The sequence below is a fragment of the Aquimarina callyspongiae genome, assembly GCF_034322225.1.
Classification (GTDB): domain Bacteria; phylum Bacteroidota; class Bacteroidia; order Flavobacteriales; family Flavobacteriaceae; genus Aquimarina.
Genome location: NZ_JAXLPA010000004.1, coordinates 711,236 through 732,937, shown reverse-complemented (window position 1 = coordinate 732,937; position 21,702 = coordinate 711,236). Strand labels below are relative to the sequence as shown.

Here is a 21,702-nt window from a genome sequence, read left to right as displayed (position 1 = left end):
ATCATTGATTAATGAAAACGATAGATAAAATACCGACTAGTAAAATAGGAAGAACAGCTGAACTGGTGAAGACTGGGGTAAAAGTTGGAGGTAATTATCTAAAGTATTATGGTAAAAAGGCAATTCAGCCTGATTTAACCAAAGATCAACTCAATGAAGATAATGCTGCTGATATATATGATGGATTAAAAAACTTGAAAGGAAGCGCTCTTAAAGTAGCTCAAATGCTATCAATGGAGAAAAATTTACTTCCTAATGCTTATGTAGAAAAATTTTCTCTGGCACAATTTAGTGTTCCCCCACTATCAGCACCATTGGTTAGAAAAACTTTTAAAAAATATCATGGTAAATACCCTGAAGAGTTATATGATACGTTTGCAACTCAATCTGTAAATGCCGCGAGTATCGGACAGGTACACAAAGCAGTTAAAGATGGGAAAAAACTTGCTGTGAAAATTCAATACCCTGGAGTTGCAGACAGTATAAGTTCTGATCTGGCGATGGTTAAACCCATCGCCATCAGAATGTTTAATCTAAAAGGGAAAGGTTCTGATAAATATTTTAAAGAGTTAGAAGGCAAATTGTTGGAAGAAACTGATTATTTGTTAGAAGTAGAACAGAGTAAGGAAATTACAGAATCTTGTTCACAGATATCTAACCTTAAATTTCCAACCTATTATGAAGAGTTATCCAGTGAACGAATCATAACAATGGACTGGATGGATGGGCTTCATCTTAGTGATTATGCCAGGAAAAATAAGGATCAGAATGTTTCTGATAAGATAGGGCAGGCGCTTTGGGATTTTTATATGTACCAGATACATCATCTTAAAGCAGTACATGCCGATCCACATCCTGGAAACTTTATGGTTGATAACGATAATAACCTGATAGCAATAGATTTTGGGTGTGTTAAAAAAATTCCTTTAGAATTTTATGTACCCTATTTTGAGTTATCTGAGAAAAAAAATATTGACAATCCCATTTTCTTTAAAGAAAAAATGTTTCAATTGGAAATACTCCGAGAAGATGATTCCCCCCAAGAGCAAGAGTTCTTCTCGGAATTGTTCCATGAGATGCTAAGCTTTTTTACAAGACCATTTCAAAAAGAAACTTTTGATTTTTCTGATAAAGAATTTTGGAACAAAATAACAGCATTAAGTGAGAAATATGCTAAAGATGCAGAGCTAAAAAAAATGAATGGTAATAGAGGAAGTAAACACTTTTTATATATCAATAGAACATTTTTTGGCTTATATAATTTGTTACACGATTTGGGAGCGACCGTTCGGGTAAGAAATTTTGAAAAGTACCTATAGTCAGTCACCCGACTGACTTGGTTTGTTTATTTATTGGTTAGGTTGTTAGAAAGGTACGCTGTGGTTGGCGTACCTTTCGCATTTTTTAATAATAGATTGTTTAAAATTAAATAGATTTAAAGTGATCGGTTTTTAAGTTTTTATTTGTTATGCATGCATATAATATTGTTAAAGTTTCTTTTATCAAAATCATAAGAATACATATATTAGGCGGCAGTTTTTTTGCAGAATCAGATAAATAGTAAACTGATCACAATACACACTCAATACTTAAAAATATATGTATACGTCAAAAATATCAGGATTAGGACACTATGTTCCTGAAAATGTTGTAACCAATGATGATCTTTCTAAGTTGATGGACACTAATGATGCCTGGATTCAAGAACGAACAGGGATAAAAGAAAGGCGTCACATTAAGAAAGGAGATGGCAACAGTACTTCTGTAATGGGAGTAAAAGCGGCAAAAATAGCCATAGAAAGAGCAGGATTGACCAATGATGATATAGATTTGATCATTTTTGCAACACTAAGTCCAGATATGTATTTTCCAGGAGGAGGAGTTCGAGTACAGGAAATGATGAATATGAAAACGATTCCTGCGTTAGATGTTCGTAACCAATGTAGCGGGTTTGTTTATGCTTTATCGGTAGGCGACCAGTTTATAAAAACCGGAATGTATAAAAATGTCTTGATCATCGGTAGTGAAAACCATAGTGGAGGTTTGGATATGACTACGAGAGGAAGAGGAGTTTCTGTAATTTTTGGAGATGGAGCAGGAGCAGCAGTTTTATCAAGAAGTGAAGAAGAAGGTAGAGGGATCTTATCAACGCATTTACATAGTGAAGGAGCGCACGCAAAAGAATTATCATTAGAAGGACCTAGTACAGAACATTGGGTTCCTGAAATCATAGAAGAAAACCCTCAGGAAAACATACCTTATTATCCATATATGAATGGACAATTTGTGTTTAAAAATGCAGTTGTACGTTTTTCTGAAGTAATCAATGAAGGATTACAGAATAATAATTTGGCTGCTACAGACATTAATATGCTGATTCCTCATCAGGCAAATCTTAGAATTTCGCAATTTGTGCAAAAGCAATTTAGATTATCAAATGATCAGGTGTATAATAATATCCAGAAATATGGTAATACTACAGCAGCCTCAATACCTATTGCATTAACCGAAGCTTGGGAAGAAGGAAAAATCAAAGAAGGAGATTTGGTAGTTCTAGCGGCTTTTGGAAGTGGTTTTACTTGGGGAAGCGCCATTATAAGATGGTAGATAATTTATGTAAATAAGATATTAATAAGTTTATTATAAAAAGTAAAAACGCAAAGCCATCAACTTTGCGTTTTTTGAAATCACAGGTTATCTTTTCTTTAAAGGCTAATTCAAATAAATTATAACCGACTGTATTAGAATAGACGTTGTAAATTAAGTTGCGTTACAAAAAAAGGTTAGTTTTATCATTTTTTTAACTTTTGACCTTTTTCTGAGGGTATTTTCTTAAAATTAACAAATAATATACAAATATTCTTTAATATTAACATTTTGTTTGAATATATTAAAGTATTCCTCCACCGGATTTCTCATTTTTATCTCTTCTTTTTCTAGAAACTTTTCTGTTTTTGCCACTTCCGAAACGATATGATAATCCTAGGAAGATTGTTTGGGTTTCCCCTTGGAATCTTCCGTTTTGTGGAAATGGAGTATCTCCGGAAAATCTAAATCGCATAGTGTTAAAAATATCATTGAAATTAATGCTGGCAGTACCTTTTCCTTGCAAGAAATTATATCGTGCTCCTGTGTTTACAAAATAAAATGGTTTGGTTTTAAATTGAACACCTTCTTGTTCTCCTCTGTAAAATCCAAATACCTGGAAAGTAAGGTTTTTGGTAGCTTTAAAGTTGTTATTCATTCTAAAGTTATAAATAACAGCATCTACTTCTCTTGTTACACCTTCTACAATACCTTTCTGAGTCTGACCGTAAAGGTCAAAACTTGCATTAAAATTCCACCATTTTGCAGGTCTATAGTTACTAGATAACTCTAAACCATATGCAGAGTTGTTATCAAAATTTGAAAAAGTTAAGATTTGACCTTCTTCAACTGTTGGGTCTTCCAGCAATGTCTGATTGATCTCATCATTTATGATACGATAGAATACTCCCCCAGTAACAGATCCACCTTTTAATCTTCGAGTATAATTAAACTCAATAGAATTAGTAAACTGAGGATCTAATTCTGGATTACCACGAGATGTAATTCTTGGTGTTGCCCATTCTCGTATAGGATTTACCTGATTTAACCCAGGACGATCAACACGACGACTATAACTTAATTGATAACTATTTTTTTCTCCTGGTCTGTAGGTAAGATATGCCGATGGGTATACTGTGAAAATATCATCTTCAAAAACTTTTTCGCCATTAAAGATTGCCTCCACCTGATAACTTTCAAATCGGGCTCCCATTTGATAAGACCACTTTTCATAGTTCTTTCCGTAAGTAGCATATAATGCGTGGATATCTCTATCATATTTATAAGCTGAGTCATCAAATAATGTAGAAACATATTCATTATCCGTTCTTCTTAACCTTCCTTCATAACCTAGCTCTAATTTGGTGCTTTCTGAAAGTGGATTTACGTAATCCAGGTTAATTGTGGTATTTGCTCTTTCATTATCAATTATGTCAACATAATTTGGTGTATTTCCTCCTACAAATGCAAAGTTATCGTCATTATCACTTTCAAATACATTATAGTCTACTTCTAATTCTATATTATGACCTTCTTTTTTGAAATCGTGCTTGTAATCAAAATTATAAGTAGACCCTAGATTATCACTATCACTTGCTAAGCTTTGGGTTACATCTGTTCCATTGTTTTCAAAAAAGATAATATCTGTGGTTCCTGTAGTTAACCCATCAAAAAGATTTTGGTTTGTATAAAAAGAAACAGTATTTCTATCATTTAGGTAGTAGTCAATACCTACCTTAAATAGATGAGATTTATTATTATCCAAAAAACCAAAATCTGTTCTGTAATTTTGATCTTCTCTGAAAACAAATCCTGCTTGTCTTCTTTTGGTAATATTTGCTCCGTAGTTACCATATACGTTAACTTTTCCGTTACGATAGTTTAAATCAATAGAGCTATTAAAACGAGCATTTTTATCCCAGTTTACACCAAGATTAATATTACCGTTAAATCCTATATTAGCATTTTTGTGTAATACAATGTTGATAATTCCGCTCATTCCTTCTGGATTATATTTGGCAGAAGGGTTAGTAATTAACTCTACAGATTTAATTGATGTAGATGGAATCTGTTTTAAAAGTTGCGCAGCAGAGATATTAGTTGGTTTACCGTCGATAAGTATTTGTACATTCGGGTTTCCTCTCAGTGCTATGTTTCCATCTTGGTCAACATTTACAGATGGAAGGTTCTGCATGATTTCTGCTGCCGTTCCCCCTGTTGTGGTTAAATCTTTCCCTACATTAATAACTTTACGATCAATTTTCTGTTCGATTGTGGTACGTTCAGCTACAATGGTAACATCATCCAGAGCCTCTGCAGCTTCTTCTAAACTAATGGTACCTACATCTATGTCCTTACTTTTGCGTGATATTTCTATAGGTTGACTATAGGTAGTGTACCCAATAAACTGAACCTTTAATGTATAAGCTCCTTTGGGGATGTCTGTAATTAGAAAATCTCCATTTTCTGTAGTAATTCCACCACTTATAATTTTATTGGCACCATCATTTATAACAATGGTGGCATATGGAATAGCTTGTTGTAGGTTTTTATCTATGACTTTTCCCTTTATTGTACCTACTACGACATTATTACTTGGTTGAGCTGTTACAAACAGGCAACATAAAAAGAATAATGCCAAAATTGCTTTTTGATTGATTGTTTTCATCTGAACGTTTTTTGACTAATTAATGTATTGCATTGTACTTTGTAATACATAATACAAATGCGTAAGTTTTTCCCAAAATTAACACGTTGATCAAGCGTGTATATAACGACATGACGACCATTCATAAATTCTGTTACACTTTGCTTTAATTTTAACATTATATTATAACAAGCAGGAAAATTGTGCGATTCAAAATGTTTTATAACCTAAATTACAAGTGTAATTCGATGATTTTGGGGTAAATAAATTCTTGTATTCATAAAATTCACATTTCTTTAACAAATTATGGTAGAAATAGAACTTTATTCATTATTTTTAGTACGAGGGATTATCTTCTTTAATACAAAAAGACAAAGACAGAAGAATTTAGCGGGCTTGTAACCATGTTTTAATACGTTGCTGTATACCATTTTTTTGGCATATAGTATTATGTATTTGATCAATAATGAAGTAGATAGAGGTTCATGAAAAAAGTAGTTTTTTTCTTTATAGGGATTATTAGCTTAACACATATCAATGCGCAATCGTCAGAAATAAGTAAGGATAGTATAACCAAACTTATCGGCGCATCCTTTAACATAACCCTTAAGGGTGAGTATAATAAAGCTTATGAACAGCTTAGTTATGCTCTTGAGTATGGTAAAAAGACAAATAATGATTCAATTATAGGCGATGCTTATAATTGTATGGGAGTTTTGTTTTATGAAATGAAGGATCTAGATAAGGCTGAAGAATACTATAAATTATCAAAAGAAGCTTTATTAAGAGCTAATTACAGATCATATCTTGTTTATTATTATAACAATATGGCGATAGTGCATTTTGATAGAGAAGATTTTAAAAAAGCAGAAAAAAGCTATACAAAATCAAGAGATCTGGCATTAGAATTAAAAGATACTTATAAAGCATTATGGCCTACATTTAATATTGGAGAAATAAAATACAAATTAAAGGATTTTGATAGTGCAACTTTTTACCTGATGGAGGCCATAAAGTTATATCAACCAAATACAGGACAGCAATCCGATATTATTATAAAAGCGCATAGATATCTGGGAAGTATCTATACAACTAAGAAAAGTTATAACAAAGCTCTCCAAAATTTTAAAATTGCTGATTCATTAGCTTTGAAGAATGATGATTATCCAGAATTGGTTAGGATAGAAAAGGCTAGGATGATTGTATATGATGAATTAAAACAACCAGAAGAAGCAAAAAGATCTTTAGAAAACCAAATAGCCTATTTAGAAAAGAATTTTCAAAAGCAACAAGATTTACTAAAAGAGAAAAACCAATTAGAAAAGGAACTATTTGAAAAAGAAAGTAGTTTAAACTTAACCAAAGAGTTGAATAAAAGCCAAAACCAATCCCTGCAAAAAATAAAATATTTTAGCTCGGCACTACTTATCTTATTTTTCATTACAGTAATTGTTATAATACTCCTCTATAAATCCAACAAAAATCGTTTAAAGTTAAATAACCGTTTACAATTTAAAAACAAAGAGCTTCTTGAAGCTAATGAAAGGATAGAATACGCGTCACAGTTAAAGAACAATTTCTTTTCTACCGTTAGTCATGAACTTCGTACTCCTCTTTATGCAGTCACAGGTATTACAGATATTTTAATTAGCGAACGACCTAAAAAAGAACAGGTACATTACCTTAACGCAATGAAATCTTCAGGAGAACACCTGTTATCCTTAATAAATAATATACTTCAAATTAATAAATACGATACAAATAAAATAGAACTAAATGTCATTGAGTTTAATGTTGAAGAGGTTATAAATAATATTATACATGGATTGAGTTATTTAAAAAAGGAAAACAATAATGTTATTCATGTTGAGATAGATGATTCTATTCCAAAACGACTTAAAGGAGATTCAATTAAATTATCTCAAATAATAATCAACCTTTTAAGCAATGCTCTAAAGTTTACTAAAAATGGAAATATATGGTTATATGTTAATCGGGTTGAATGTGATTTAGAAAGCAAAGAAAAAGTTACACTAAAAATATGTGTTAAAGATGATGGAATTGGCATTTCTAAGCAAATGCAGACTCGTATATTCGAAGATTTTTATCAAGAATCTGTAAAACTTAACCGTAATTATGAAGGTGTAGGTTTAGGATTAGCAATTGTAAAACGTTTATTATTTGCTATGAATGGAGAGATTCAAGTAGAAAGTAAACCTAATGAAGGATCTTGTTTTTCTATTATTCTAAAATTTAAGTGTAAAAAAGAGCTCATTGAAAAACAGAAAAAGAATGCTCACAACAAAAACAAGAATTTAAACAACAAAACAGTTTTAGTGGTAGATGATAATAAAATCAACCAAATGATTACCAAACGTATTTTAAAAACAGGAAATGCTAATGTAGTCGTAATAGATAATGGTTTTGATGCTATTGAGATGGTTAAAAATCAGGATTTTGATATTGTATTAATGGATATTCATATGCCAAAAATGAATGGTTATGAAACAACAAAAAAAATAAGAATTTTTAATAAGAAGATCCCGATTATTGCCTTGACAGCAATAGATATAGGAGATAATAAAAAGAAGATATCAAATGCAGGAATGAATGGTTTTATATCTAAACCTTTTGAAATGGAACACTTTTATATAAAACTAAATGAGTTTTTGGCCTAATAGAGATATATGTTTTTTCAAATAAATATAAAATGTAAAAACCGCCTCGGATAAGGAGGCGGTTTTCTATAATAACCAAATAGTAACACTAACCATCAACTATGAATAAAATTTGATTATTATAAGTAACTAACTAACTAAATTTATGAAAAATCATATCTTTAATAGTAAGACGTACTGCTTTTATTTGTGTTACAGCCATCCTTTGTTTTTAACATTTTCTCGGCCTTTTTTAACGTTTAATACCTGATTTTTGCCGTTTGTGTTAGGTGTTCTAAGTATTATGGACGAAGTTTAAAAAGTAGTTCAAATAAAGTATACTTTTTACCTACCTTTATGATGTTATTAAACTATGAAGAAAAAAACATTAGTATTAGGAGCTTCCCTAAAAACAAACAGATATTCTAATTATGCAATTCATAAATTGATTGCTAATGATCATGAAGTAGTGGCAATTGGATTAAAAGAAGGAGAAGTTGCGGGAGTAGAAATAAAAACGAATCTTGAACCATTTGTATCTATAGATACAATAACGTTATATCTTAACCCTTCTAGGCAAAAACAGTATTATGATTACATCCTAAGCCTAACTCCTAAGAGAGTACTTTTTAATCCAGGAACTGAAAATCCAGAACTCTATGATATTCTCAAAAAAGAAAATATAGAGGTTGAGGTGGCTTGCACATTAGTATTACTTTCTACGGATCAATATTAATCCTAGAAAAGTCAAAAACCCATTGAGAATTAGAATAAAAAATCCGAATTCGAAACCAAACCATATAGCACTATTAGCACTAATAATATAAGATAATATAGGAGATAATATTGCTACTATAGGTACAAGGTGATCTTTTACATTAATTTTAGTAAATAACCCAAAAGCATATAAACCTAATAAAGGGCCATAGGTATATCCCGCAAAGACAAATAGTTTTTCAATTACACTTTCATTTTTAATAATATATTTAAAAGCTATAATGACCAATACCAGGATAACAGAAAACAAAATGTGGTACTGTTTACGTGCTTTTACCTGATCTTTCTCTGAATGTTTTTTCTCAATATCCATAATATCAATACTAAACGAAGTAGTAAGAGAAGTTAAAGCACTATCAGCACTACTGTAGGCGGCAGCAATAAGCCCTAAAACAAAGAAAATGGCAATACCGATACCTAATCCGCTTTGAGTAGCTATTACCGGAAAGAGCTGATCTTTATGAGCATCAATACCATGTTGTGATGCGTATTGAGTAAGTAATAGACCTAAACCAAGAAATATAAAATTTACAATAGTAAGAACGATCGTAAACCAAAACATATTTTTCTGGGCATCTTTAAGACTTCTACAAGTTAAGTTTTTTTGCATCATATCCTGGTCCAATCCAGTCATAACAATAGCAATAAAAGCTCCAGATATAAATTGTTTTATAAAATGATCTCCACTTTTAAAATCGTCAAAAAAGAATATCTTAGAAAGATCACTATCTAATACATATCCTAATAGATTGGATCCTTTTATCCCTAGATCATCAGATACGTAATAAACAGCCACACCTACAGCAATAAGCATAAATAACGTTTGTAAAGTGTCAGTCCAGACAATGGTTTTAATTCCTGATTTAAAAGTGTATAACCAGATAAGTAGTATAGTAATGATAACGGTAACCCAAAAAGGAACTCCCATTGCGTCAAACATAATTACTTGCAATACATTTGCTACAAGGAATAATCTGAAACTAGCACCAACTACTCTCGATATCAAGAAAAAAGAAGCGCCTGTTTTATATGAATAATTTCCGAAACGTTCTTCAAGGTAGGTATAAATTGATGTAAGGTTAAGTTTATAATACAATGGCAATAATACAGTACCAATCACAGCATATCCCACAATATATCCCAAGACTACCTGCATATAGCTAAACTGTGAGGCCTCTATCCAACCAGGAACAGAAATAAAAGTAACTCCACTTAAAGAGGCACCGATCATCCCAAATGCAACTATATACCAAGGAGATTGCCGATTCGCTTTAAAAAAAGCCTCATTCCCTGAGTTTTTTCCGGTGAAATATGATATTAATAAAAGAACTCCAAAATAAGCAGCAATTAATAGCAGGATATGAATGGGTTGCATGAATTGTATTTAAAAATGAATTACCAAAATACAAATTAAAAGCTTTTAACCAATAAGTTCCTTAAAGTTAGCAGTGAATAATGACTACAATATCTGTTTAGAAAGTAATACAAGGCTTTTAGAAGAAAAAAGATGAGTTTTTTAAACTAAATTGTAGATTTGAAATATTACAAAGGCTAACCAATTGAAGAGAATATTACTATATCTGGCTATTTTGTTGCAGCTATATCCTTTATATGCTCAACATCCGGTTACAATACATCTGTCTGAGAAAGATGGGTTGCCTGATATTGAATTCTATGATATTATTGAAGATAGTAAAGGATTTATCTGGTTGGCTGCAGATAAAGGATTGTTTCGATATGATGGAGAACATTTCAAAAATTTTACAAATAAAGAAAAAAGAGGTTTGTCTGTCTTTGAATTGTTTGAGGATCATAAAGGCAGAATATGGTGCGTGAACATTTCCGGGCAGTTTTTTTATGTCGAGAATGGTCAGTTAATTACGTTTATTGATCTGGGAAATAAACAAAAAGCAAAAGGAGAGTTATTCGATTATCTGGTTACAGATAAGTATCTGTTGATATTTGGATCCCGTGCAATTTATAGTGTTTCGCTGATTTCTAAGCAGATAAAAGAAATACATAAAGCGAATGGAAGTCAGGAAATAGGAGTTCCTTTTTATTATAAAAATCTCATATATTTTCAATCGGGGACAAGCATTTATAGGCTCTCTCCAAACAATACCCCTGAAAAACAGTTTAGCATAAAAGAAATATATGAAGATATACAAGAGAAGGGTACAAGGGTAGCTTGGAAAAGTTCTTTCTTTAAGGTAAAAGATACCTGTTTTTTCTTACAACATGGGTTTGGTTCAAACTTTTTATATCGAGTAGATATGAAAACCGGAGAAGCGAATAAAATTAAGCTTCCTTCTGAACTTGCAACTAATAAAATTGATAATTATTTAGAAAAAGATGACTCAATCTGGTTTGCAACACGACAGGGAGTTATCATTTACGATTACCAAAATGATGAGTTCATCTTTAAAGAAAGATTGTTTGAAGAGAACTATACAGGTAAGATGATCATTGATCAAAATGAGAATTATTGGTTTATTACTTTAAGAAATGGAGTATATGTGGTGCCTAATATTTATATCAATCAACATGATATTTTTAAAGGAGTAGAAAATTTAAGTTGTCTTGAAAAAATCAATGAAAACATACTGTTTTTTGGAACGACTAAAGGAAAAGCAGGCTTTTATGATATAGCTAACAAAAACATTGAATATATTGATTTACCTTCAGAGAGAAGAGTAACTTCACTTTTATATAATTCTGGAAAAAATGAAATATATATTAGTCAGGGAGATCAATCAAGTATTTTAGATTATTCTTCTAAAACATTAATGTCTGGTATTGATTTTATTAGTGCAAAAAACCTATCCATAGTAGATGATAATACATTTATATATACCTATTATAGCGGAGCACGAATTCTAAAAAATGTATCTAAAAAAACACAATTTAGTTCTAAGGAATTATTACCAAAAAGAACCTATACATCACATTATAGCAAGAGAGATAAAAAAAGCTATATCGCTTATGTGGATAATTTGGTCGTTCATGATTCAATTTTGAGATTTAAAAACATAACCAATAATGAACAACCTATTTTTGCGCTTGATCTGGCAGAAACTAAAGATGGAACCATATGGGTTTCTACTTTTAAGGATGGAATTTTCGGAATTAAAAATGATACCGTTTTAGTCAATTATACAATAAAAGAAGGGTTGATCTCAAATCAAACCGGTAAAATTAAAGAAGATGAAAATAAACTCTGGATTACTACAGATAAAGGAATCCAATTACTAGATACTTCCAATGGAACGTTTCAAACACTAACAGGAAGAGATGGTATTATTCCTTATACCATATCTGATGTTGAAATATTAGGTGATAAATTGATTTTAGCAACAAATCAGGGATTTGTTAGTGTAGAAAAAGCAAAGGCTTTTAAAAATCAGTTTACTCCTAAAGTGTATTTTACTCAAGTGCAAATACAAGAAAAAGATACATTAATCCTAAATGAATATACATTACCTTATGATCAAAACGCAATAAAACTAAGTTTTCATACCAATGATTTTCAATCAAAAGAAAATATTAGGTATCGATATAGGTTATTGGGGTATAATGATAGCTGGTTAACAACGGATATCGGAATAGGTTCTGTGAAATACAATAGTTTACCTCCCGGAAAATATACTTTTCAGGTAAAATCATCTTTGATTTCATCCAGGCAAGAATCTGAAATAGACGAAATACATTTTTCAATTCAATTGCCTTTCTGGAAAGAATGGTGGTTTTATGGAGCTATTATTTCAGTACTGATTTTAGGAATTTGGCAATATTTTGTAATTAAGATTAAGAAACTTCGTATTAAACAGGAAGCGTCTTTAGAAAAAGAAAGAATCAATAAAAAATTGGTGTTATCTCAATTAGAGAATTTGAGATCTCAGATGAACCCTCATTTTATATTCAATGCACTAAACTCTATTCAAGAATACATTGTGTTAAACGAAAAAGATCTTGCCAGTGTTTTTTTGGTTAAATTTTCAAGATTGATACGAATGTACCTGGAGCATAGTAGAAAAGATGAGGTAAGTTTGAGAGAAGAATTACAAGCATTAAAAATTTATTTAGAACTTGAAAAAGATCGTTTTGAAGACATTTTGGATTATACTGTTGATGTTAAAGAAAATGTAGCTGTGGATCAAATTAAAATCCCTCCATTGTTTATCCAGCCATATATAGAAAATGCTTTAAAGCATGGATTGCTACACAAGAAGAAAGATCGAAAGTTAGAGGTAACTTTTTCTGTGTCTGATAAAAAAGATGAATTAGAGTGTAGTATTTTGGATAATGGTATAGGGAGAGAGGCTTCAAAAGAAATTAATAAAAATAGAGAGAAATATCACACCTCATTTGCAACAGGAGCAAATCAAAAAAGAGTTGACCTGCTTAATAGTGCAAGAGAAAAAAAGATAAAAGTAAACATAGAAGATTTACATGATGGTATTAATGTTGCTCAAGGGACAAGAGTTTCTATTATAATACCAATTTAAAATAATAAAGAAATGAAGGCATTAATTATAGATGATGAAAATAAAGCCAGAAGATTATTAGAAGCATTAATTGTTCGGGAATGTCAGGAAATTACAAGTATTTTTCAAGCTAGTGATTTAGAATCTGGAATTGAAACGATAAAAGAGCAACAACCAGATATCGTGTTTTTGGATATCGAAATGCCAAAATACTCTGGGTTACAGATATTAGAATTTTTTGAAAATAAAGAAGTTAACTTTCAAATCATTTTTACAACCGGTTATAATCATTATGCTGTAGAAGCCTTTAAACTTTCTGCGATTGATTATTTGTTAAAACCTATTGATGTCGAAGAACTAAAGATAGCAGTAGAAAAGACGATAAAAGTAATACAAGATAAAAGCATTACTAATAAATTTGATGATCTTAAAAAAGCTTTTAAACAATTGGCGTTAAATAAAATAGCGTTAGAAATTCCTAAAGGAATCATTTTTGTTTCTCATGATGATGTACTTTTATTTGAAGCGGATGGGATGTATACCAAAGTATATCTAAAAGATGGTAAAACTGAACTTATTTGTAAACCATTAAAACATTTTGTAGAGCAATTAGAATCCAAACCAATTTTCTATAAACCTCATAGATCCTATTTGATCAACCTTAAACACATCAAAGAATTATCAAAAAAAGACGGATATTTTCTGATTATGGAGAATAAAAAAACGATTCCGATTGCAAAAGACAAGAAAGAAGAGTTTATAAAAATTGTTCAGGAAGTGTTTTAGAAAGAAAAACAGGACTTTCAGAAAAAACAGAAAGTAGTCAGAACATTTAATCCACAAATTTGTTTTCATAAACTTAAAAAGAAAGATATGAAAACAAGATTACTTTTTACCCTGATCTATATTTGTAGTCTTCCGGTAATTTTTTCACAAACCGTCGTGTATACCGGATTAAATACACCTGTTGGCCTCGAATCTTATGGAAATGAACTATATATAGCAGAAACACAATCAAGCAGGATTGTGAAAATTGACATCACTACTGGATCTCCTTCTTTACAAGTAGTATCAAATATCAGTTCTCCTGAAGGGCTTGCTTTAGCAGGAACAAACTTAAGAATAACAAATAGGACAGGAGCAATAGGAACCTTAAATGTACTGGCAGGAATTCCTACAACGACAAATACATATCATAACACTCCAGGAGGAGTAGGAGCAAGAGCGATTACTTATAATACTACTCATGGGCTATATGTTGGAACTGCTTATCAAGGAAACAGTACAAGAATTTATAAAATAAACAGCGCTTCTTCTGCTACTTTAATTACTACCATAACTGGAGCATTTGGAACAGATGTAAGAGGAATGGCTGTTATAGGAAATCATTTATACGTTACTCAAAGAAGTCAAGATAGAATATATCGAGTTGATTTATCTCAGGCGAACCCAACTCCTGTGGTGTTTAAAACAGGAATAGATATGGCTTATGATCTTGACGCTGTAGGAAATATGCTATATATTACCACCGAAGCAGGAAGATTATATCGAATTAATGATGTAACTGTTACCAACCCTCCATTAACAACTTTGATCAATGGTAATTTGGGAGCGCTGGCAGGTATCGAAATTATCGGCCAGGATATTTATGTGGCAGGATGGGCTAATGGAGGAAGAATATATAGATATACAGATACTACTATACCTGTTTGTAGCATACCTACAAATGTTACTGTTTCAGGGATTAATGGAACGAATGCTACGGTAAGTTGGCAAGGTACTGCAACTGCAACCACGTATGATCTTGTTTATGTAGAAAGTGGTCAGCCTATCGGTAATGGAACCACGATCTCCAATATTTCAACAAATTCTCAGGTAATTACAGGATTAGTATCAGGACAGTTATATGATGTTTATGTAAGAACAAATTGTTCTGGGTTAGGAGCTACAACAGCGTATACAGCTGCTAAGACATTTTTAGTAACCTCAAGAATGTACGTAGATAAAGACGCTACCGGGACAAATGATGGTAGTTCCTGGACAAATGCATTTGTCGCTGTAGAATCAGCATTACAGTATGCTGCGTCTGGTACAGAGATATGGGTGGCAGATGGAACCTATGTTCCAAGTACTTCAAATGCGAATACCAGATTAGCAAGATTTACACTTCCTGACGGAGTAAAATTATATGGAGGATTTAACGCTACCGAAACTCAGTTGAATCAAAGAGATCCTAAAACTAACATTGCGATATTAAGTGGAGATATTAATGGAGATGATAATGCTACTATTTTGGATACAGAACCAACACGTCAGGATAATACCTATAATGTAATTGTAATAGAAGGAAATGCAAAAGATATCATTGTAGATGGTTTTACAATTACAGGATCCAATTCTGTTACTTCAAACAGAGGGGCTGTTTTTGCAAATCCACAATCAGCAGGGGATGAAATTACTGCTACATTTACAGATTGTATTATCGAAAAAAACTCAGGATCGTCTGTTGCAGGATATTGGTCTAATATGCCAAATATTGCTACCGTATCGGCAGATGTAGATTTTATAAGTTGTGTAGTAAGAGATAATTTTTCTAGAGACCAAAATACATTTTTAGTAAGTGTAGGTAATGGTAATGCAACAGGATCCATAGCAAATAGTATTTTTTACAACAATACTTCTCAGAGTAGAGCTTCTTGTTTATATGTGTTTTCAGATGATTTTGAGATTGTAAACTCAACCTTTGCAAATAATACAGGGGCTAACGGAAATGTAATCTCAATATTTGCAAATGGAACAGTAGGAACAATCGATAATACCATTATTTATGGAAATGGAAGTGTCACTCCTCTCGAACTAATTAATGGAACACCTCCTGGTGTAACTGTTAATAATAGTATTATTGAAGGAGGGCAATTAGGAGGAACGAATAGTGACCCACTATTTACAGATGCTCCAAATAACGATTATACATTACAAAACACTTCTCCGGCAGTTAATGCAGGAAATAATACAAATGTTCCCGCAGGAATATCAGAAGATCTATCCGGAGGAATCCGAATTATTGATGGAACTGTGGATATGGGAGCTTATGAATACGGATCCAATGGAACAGTATGGGATTTAACCGTTAATACATCTGGTAGCGGAACAGTAACCCCTTCAACCGGAGTATATTCTGATGGAGCTACAGCTACCCTAACAGCAACTCCAGCAGCGGGTTATCAATTTGATGGATGGAGTGGTGATGCTACTGGTGCCACGAATCCATTGCCGGTAACGATGGATGCTGATAAAACAATAACCGCTACTTTCAGTCAGATTCAACGTACATTAATCATCAATACTACAGGAAGTGGTAGTGTAACTCCAGCAAGTGGATCAACATATAATGATGGGGCTACAGCTACGTTAACAGCAACACCTGCAGCGGGATGGCAATTTGATGGATGGAGTGGTGATGCTACTGGTACAACCAATCCATTACAAGTAACTATGGATGCTGATAAAACAATTACAGCTACATTTAGTCAAATTCAGCGCACATTAACAATTAATACTACAGGAAGTGGTAGTGTGACTCCAGCAAGTGGAAGTACTTATAATGATGGAGCTACAGCTACGTTAACAGCAACTCCTGCAGCTGGATGGCAATTTGATGGATGGAGCGGTGATGCTACAGGTACAACCAATCCATTACAGGTAACGATGGATGCTGATAAAACTGTAACAGCTACATTTAGCCAGATTCAGCGTACGTTGACAATCAATGCAACAGGAAATGGTAATGTAACTCCAGCAAGTGGATCAACATATAATGATGGGACTACAGCTACATTAACGGCAACTCCAGCAATTGGATATCAGTTTGATGGATGGAGTGGTGATGCTACAGGTACTACAAATCCTTTAAGTCTTACTATGGATGCAGATAAAACAGTAACTGCTACGTTTAGTCAGATTCAATATACCTTAGTAGTTAACACAACTGGAAGTGGAAATGTTACCTTGTCTCCAGCAGGAGGAACCTACACTAATGGTCAGGTAGTAACGATAACTGCAACTGCTAATCAAAATTGGCAATTTGACGGATGGAGTGGTGATGCTTCAGGAAGCACAAACCCATTACAAGTTACTATAAATGGTAATACAACTATAATGGCCACTTTTAGTGATCCTACCTTAGGAATAAATGATCAGGAATTTCCTGTGGCCTTTACAGTGTATCCAAATCCAGTGGTAGATAAGATGTATATCAAAACCGATGAGGTGATTAGTTCTATTCGCTTGTATTCTATATTAGGCAATGAAATTAAAGTATTAGATACTAATAATGCTCAAATAGATGTTTCATCTCTAAGCAAAGGTGTTTATTTCTTAATTATCGAAACAGATAAAGGAAAAGGAACCCAGCGATTCATTAAAAGGTAATCTTTCTAAACTAAAACATATAAAGCCTTAAAGTAAATCTTTAAGGCTTTGTTTTCTAATATTTTTTAAGTCAAAAATTGTGTTGTTAATCGTTTAGAATGAATAAAATAGTTCAAAAATATCGATTAAGCTTTGTGCTAATTGTTTTGTATGTATTGATAATTAAGATGTTAATATTACTTATGTGAAATTTAAATAAAGAGAAACCTATTAAATTAAATCACATCTACATATAGGTTTCAAAACCATTCTGATTAGGAAGAGAATTCTTACGATTAGGAAAAAAAAGTATTGAATTACAATAGTTAAATTGTAGTTTTGATTAGTATTACTTTATAGCAAAGTGTTTTATAATAAAATATTCATTCTTTTTTTCTTTTTTAAGACCGTTATACTATTTGGTCAGCATCCGTCCTATAATCATCTTACAGAAAAAGATGGTTTGCCAGATGTAGAGTTTTATGATATCATAGAAGATTCAGAGGGGTTTATCTGGCTAGCAGCTAATAAAGGACTCTATAGATATGATGGTAAATCCTTTAAGAATTACTCAAATTCTAAGAAAAGAGGTTTATCAGTTTTTGGTTTAAAATTTGACCATAAAGGTCGTTTATGGTGTAATAATATATCAGGTCAGTTTTTTTATGTAGAAAATGATTCATTACGATTATTTACGGATCTAAAAAAACAAAGTAACGGTCAGCTTCTTTCATACCATTTTTTTAATGAAAAAATAATAGTTAGAACAGGATATTCACTATTAGAAATTGATGTAGAAGATAAAACTCAAAAAGTTTTTTTTTCAAATGAAAGATATTTGTCAGAAACACAGATAAAGGGGGATACTACTTTTTTCGAAAGTCAAGGGACTTTAATGGCTAGGAGATTGCATAATATAAAAATCGATACCATAGCATCTTTTGAAAGAGGAAAACATGGTAACGTAGTTATTTTTAAAATTTCTGATGATGATCTTTTATTACAAAGTATACATATTGAACACGGAATACGCGATTATTATTTAAGAAAGGGGGATCAATTTTTTCAATTAACTAAAGAAAAATTTCCTCTAAAATCAAGAGCGGTTAAATGTTTTGTAGAAGATGATAAGCTATGGTTTTGTACAAAACAGGGGGTTGAATTATATCATTATCAAAATAAGAAATTTACCTATATTACTACTTATTTTAAAGGTGAAGAAATCACAGAAATAATAAAAGACCAGAATCAAAATTATTGGTTTACCTCGTTAAGGAGCGGAGTTTTTGTAGTACCGAATATCGAAGTACTGAGGTATCCGTTTAAAAAAGAAGATTCTAATATCACTACATTCGAAAAACTTAATGATTCAACATTGATCGCAGGGACTACCAAAGGAAATTTGTTTTTAGTAGATAAGAATTCTGAACATATAAAAAAGTTTGCTGTTTCTAAAAATAATAAGGTAAATAAAATTGCACCAATTGATGATAAACACTTGCTGATTAGTCTTAACAGAAAAGGCTTCATTTTGAATAAGAAATCTTTAAAAAGAGATTATACGAATAATTTTAAAATAAGTTATAATGGAGCCAAAGATTTATCTTTTATAGAAGAAGGTAAATTAATGTTTGGAGGGTATGCTTCTGTAGAAATATTAGATTTTAAAAAAAAGATTAATACACGTATTGGATTTAGAAGATCCTATACCACACATTATAATAAGAATACAAAAGAGATTTACGCGGGATATGTAGATGGAGTTGAGTCCTATGATCAATCCTTAAAACCTCAAGTCATAACATTTAATAATGCACCTATTTTTGCATTGGATATAGACAATACTCAGGATAATACTATCTGGATATCGACATTCAAAGATGGGATTATTAAAGTGAAAGATGGAAAAGCTATACGTAATTATACCGTAAAAGATGGGTTATTGTCTAATCAAACAGGTGTGATCAAATCTGATGGATCTTTTTTATGGATAGTTACTGACAAAGGGATTCAACGATTAAATACTCAAACTGAAGAATTTGAGAATCTAACTCAAAAAGATGGTATTCTATCATTCAATGTGTCTGATATTGTGGTAATTGATAATGAGGTTTATCTGGGATCTAACAAAGGACTTTTTAAGTTTAATAAAAACAAAGTTTTTAAGGAAAACAGACTGCCAGATGTTTATCTTACCGATATAGAGGTAAATGATCTTTCAGTTCCTATTAGTGATTCTTATGAATTTTCATCTGATGAAAATAGAATTAAGATCAGTTTTCATGCAAATGGATATCTTTCTGATAAGGATGTAAGTTATTTTTATACTTTATCTCAAGATGAGGATAAATGGTATCCAGTATCAAAAGGAGTGAATGAAGTAGTATTTAACAACCTGTCTCCGAATCAATATGAATTTCGATTAAAAGCTAAAATGGATAACGGAATTGAAGAAACCTTACCAAAAATTGTTAAAATTAAAATTAACACACCTTTTTATAAACGTTGGTGGTTTGTACTAAGTGTTATCCTTTGTTTGGGCTTTGTATTTTGGTATTATTTTACGAATCGAATTAGGAAACTTCAGGAAAAGCAACAAGTGCTTATTGAAAAGGAAAGATTGCAGCAGGAAATGGTTTCTTCTAAGTTAAAAAGTCTACAATCACAGATGAATCCACATTTTGTGTTTAATGCTATGAATTCGATTCAGAATTTGGTATTAAAAAATGACAAACAAGCAGCGTACACCTACTTGACAAAATTTGCCTCATTGATGAGAGATAATTTACATATGAGCGAAAAAAGCTTTGTGTATTTTGATCAGGAAGTATCTCATTTGAAAAAATATCTCGAATTAGAGAAGCTGCGTTTTAGAGATGATTTTATGTATGAGATTGAAGGAGAAGAAACCATAGATGATATCAAAATTCCTTCAACAATAATTCAACCTTTTGCAGAAAATGCCTTAAAGCATGGATTGCTTCATAAAAAGGAAGGGGTAAAAAAAATGCATATTCATTTTAGTCTCGAAAAAGAAGTTTTATGTTGCGTTATTACTGATAATGGTGTGGGAATTGAGAAGTCAAAAGAAATCGACCTTTCTCAAAAAGTACCTTCAAATTCGTTTTCTACGAGAGCTATAAAAGAAAAACTAGCTCTTTTTAAGAAGTATTATAAAGCAGATATCGGTTTTTATTACTTACCTGTAGATGAAGGAACCAGTGTAATGATCAAAATACCTACACTATCAGAAAATAATTTTGGTTAGGAAATTTTTTTATAAGATTAGGAAGCATACATACTACTCTTAAAAAGTAATGTTGTACATTATTTATCAGTTTTAATAATTATAAAAATGGCAGAGGCTAAACAAATACTTACATCTATTATAGTAGATGATGAAATAAATGCAAGAGAAAATCTTCGTTATATTTTAGAATCAACCTGTAAAGATGTAAAAATATTGGATGAAGCTTCAACAGTAGATGATGCTATAGAATTAATAAAAGAACATAACCCTCAGGTTGTTTTTTTGGATATCGAAATGCCGCAAAAAAACGGGTTTCAGTTATTTGAAGCATTTACAGAAATAAGCTTTCAAGTTGTCTTTATTACTGCCTACGATAGTTATGCTATAAAAGCATTTCAGGTAGCTGCGATAGATTATTTACTTAAACCAGTGGATATTTCACTATTACAAAATGCAATCAAAAAAGTAAAAACATATTTTTCGAATAATACAAAAGATGTTAGGTTACAATTATTAAAAGAAAATAAACCTAAGATATCTAAAATTGCAGTTCCATATAAAAGTGATTATGCGATTATTAAAGTAGATGATATTATCTGTATTCAGGCAGATCGCATGTATTCATTAATTTATACTTCGGATTCCAAAAAATATGTAGTCTCCAAAAAACTACATTATTATGAAGAGTTATTTTCAGAAGAAAATACCTTCATTAGAGTACACCGTTCCTGGATTATCAATACAGATCAAATACTATCCTATTCAAAAAAGGATCGTCTGATTCTTCTCAACGACAATAAAAGTATTCCAGTAAGCAAAGGGTATAAGCAATCTTTTGAGACCATTTTTATTTCTTAGCAAAGTCAACTAGGAAATAATATAACTCCATTC

11 protein-coding genes are annotated in these 21,702 nt (G+C 31.6%); 9 read left to right on the top strand and 2 right to left on the bottom strand.

Going from position 1 to position 21,702, the window contains the following annotated elements:
• The first annotated feature begins 11 nt into the window (after positions 1–11).
• Positions 12–1,319: an ABC1 kinase family protein gene (locus tag U0D62_RS19775; protein WP_322289064.1), complete on the top strand. Its 1,308-nt coding sequence runs from the start codon at positions 12–14 to the stop codon at positions 1,317–1,319.
• A 280-nt stretch (positions 1,320–1,599) separates the two neighbouring features.
• Entirely contained in the window at positions 1,600–2,607 is a 1,008-nt protein-coding gene (locus tag U0D62_RS19770; RefSeq protein ID WP_322289063.1) for a 3-oxoacyl-ACP synthase III family protein, read from the top strand.
• A 283-nt stretch (positions 2,608–2,890) separates the two neighbouring features.
• Here the strand turns inward: U0D62_RS19770 and U0D62_RS19765 are convergent, their stop codons facing one another.
• Positions 2,891–5,254: a TonB-dependent receptor gene (locus U0D62_RS19765; RefSeq protein ID WP_322289062.1), complete on the bottom strand. Its 2,364-nt coding sequence runs from the start codon at positions 5,252–5,254 to the stop codon at positions 2,891–2,893.
• Positions 5,255–5,718: 464 nt separating this feature from the next.
• Between U0D62_RS19765 and U0D62_RS19760 the strand changes: the two genes are divergently transcribed.
• Together U0D62_RS19760 and U0D62_RS19755 are read left to right on the top strand one after the other, a co-directional pair.
• The gene (locus tag U0D62_RS19760) at positions 5,719–7,911 is read left to right on the top strand and encodes an ATP-binding response regulator (RefSeq protein WP_322289061.1); all 2,193 of its coding nucleotides are present in this window, start codon (positions 5,719–5,721) and stop codon (positions 7,909–7,911) included.
• A gap of 352 nt (positions 7,912–8,263) precedes the next feature.
• The gene (locus tag U0D62_RS19755) at positions 8,264–8,626 is read left to right on the top strand and encodes a CoA-binding protein (protein ID WP_322289060.1); all 363 of its coding nucleotides are present in this window, start codon (positions 8,264–8,266) and stop codon (positions 8,624–8,626) included.
• On the opposite strand, the gene U0D62_RS19750 is transcribed toward U0D62_RS19755, so the two are convergent.
• Entirely contained in the window at positions 8,603–10,042 is a 1,440-nt protein-coding gene (locus U0D62_RS19750; protein WP_322289059.1) for a sodium:solute symporter, read from the bottom strand. The two genes, U0D62_RS19755 and U0D62_RS19750, sit on opposite strands and share 24 nt — an antisense overlap.
• A 184-nt stretch (positions 10,043–10,226) precedes the next feature.
• Here U0D62_RS19750 and U0D62_RS19745 point away from each other — a divergent pair, with 184 nt between their 5' ends.
• The 5 genes from U0D62_RS19745 to U0D62_RS19725 all read left to right on the top strand — a co-directional run bounded on the left by U0D62_RS19745 (position 10,227) and on the right by U0D62_RS19725 (position 21,669).
• A complete protein-coding gene (locus tag U0D62_RS19745) occupies positions 10,227–13,172 on the top strand; it encodes a sensor histidine kinase (RefSeq protein ID WP_322289058.1) in 2,946 nt (981 codons plus the stop codon).
• Positions 13,173–13,184: 12 nt separating this feature from the next.
• Complete coding sequence (locus U0D62_RS19740; RefSeq protein WP_322289057.1) at positions 13,185–13,937, top strand: LytR/AlgR family response regulator transcription factor; 753 nt, start codon at positions 13,185–13,187, stop codon at positions 13,935–13,937.
• Between the two features lie 87 nt (positions 13,938–14,024).
• Positions 14,025–17,582, top strand: a complete 3,558-nt coding sequence (locus tag U0D62_RS19735; RefSeq protein WP_322289056.1) for an InlB B-repeat-containing protein — start codon at positions 14,025–14,027, stop codon at positions 17,580–17,582.
• A gap of 343 nt (positions 17,583–17,925) precedes the next feature.
• Positions 17,926–20,829 (top strand): sensor histidine kinase, encoded by a 2,904-nt coding sequence (locus U0D62_RS19730; RefSeq protein WP_322289055.1) that lies wholly within the window; start codon positions 17,926–17,928, stop codon positions 20,827–20,829.
• Positions 20,830–20,916: 87 nt separating this feature from the next.
• Positions 20,917–21,669 carry a LytR/AlgR family response regulator transcription factor gene (locus U0D62_RS19725; protein ID WP_322289054.1) on the top strand — a complete coding sequence of 251 codons (753 nt, stop codon included), beginning with the start codon at positions 20,917–20,919 and terminating at the stop codon, positions 21,667–21,669.
• Positions 21,670–21,702: the final 33 nt, after the last annotated feature.

What these genes read in the sequence shown, in the direction of transcription:
- U0D62_RS19725 (WP_322289054.1), top strand. Translation starts at nt 20,917, where the DNA reads ATGGCAGAGGCTAAACAAATACTTACATCTATTATAGTAGATGATGAA.
- U0D62_RS19770 (WP_322289063.1), top strand. Translation starts at nt 1,600, where the DNA reads ATGTATACGTCAAAAATATCAGGATTAGGACACTATGTTCCTGAAAAT.
- U0D62_RS19735 (WP_322289056.1), top strand. Translation starts at nt 14,025, where the DNA reads ATGAAAACAAGATTACTTTTTACCCTGATCTATATTTGTAGTCTTCCG.
- U0D62_RS19750 (WP_322289059.1), bottom strand. Translation starts at nt 10,042, where the DNA reads ATGCAACCCATTCATATCCTGCTATTAATTGCTGCTTATTTTGGAGTT.
- U0D62_RS19775 (WP_322289064.1), top strand. Translation starts at nt 12, where the DNA reads ATGAAAACGATAGATAAAATACCGACTAGTAAAATAGGAAGAACAGCT.
- U0D62_RS19755 (WP_322289060.1), top strand. Translation starts at nt 8,264, where the DNA reads ATGAAGAAAAAAACATTAGTATTAGGAGCTTCCCTAAAAACAAACAGA.
- U0D62_RS19760 (WP_322289061.1), top strand. Translation starts at nt 5,719, where the DNA reads ATGAAAAAAGTAGTTTTTTTCTTTATAGGGATTATTAGCTTAACACAT.
- U0D62_RS19740 (WP_322289057.1), top strand. Translation starts at nt 13,185, where the DNA reads ATGAAGGCATTAATTATAGATGATGAAAATAAAGCCAGAAGATTATTA.
- U0D62_RS19765 (WP_322289062.1), bottom strand. Translation starts at nt 5,254, where the DNA reads ATGAAAACAATCAATCAAAAAGCAATTTTGGCATTATTCTTTTTATGT.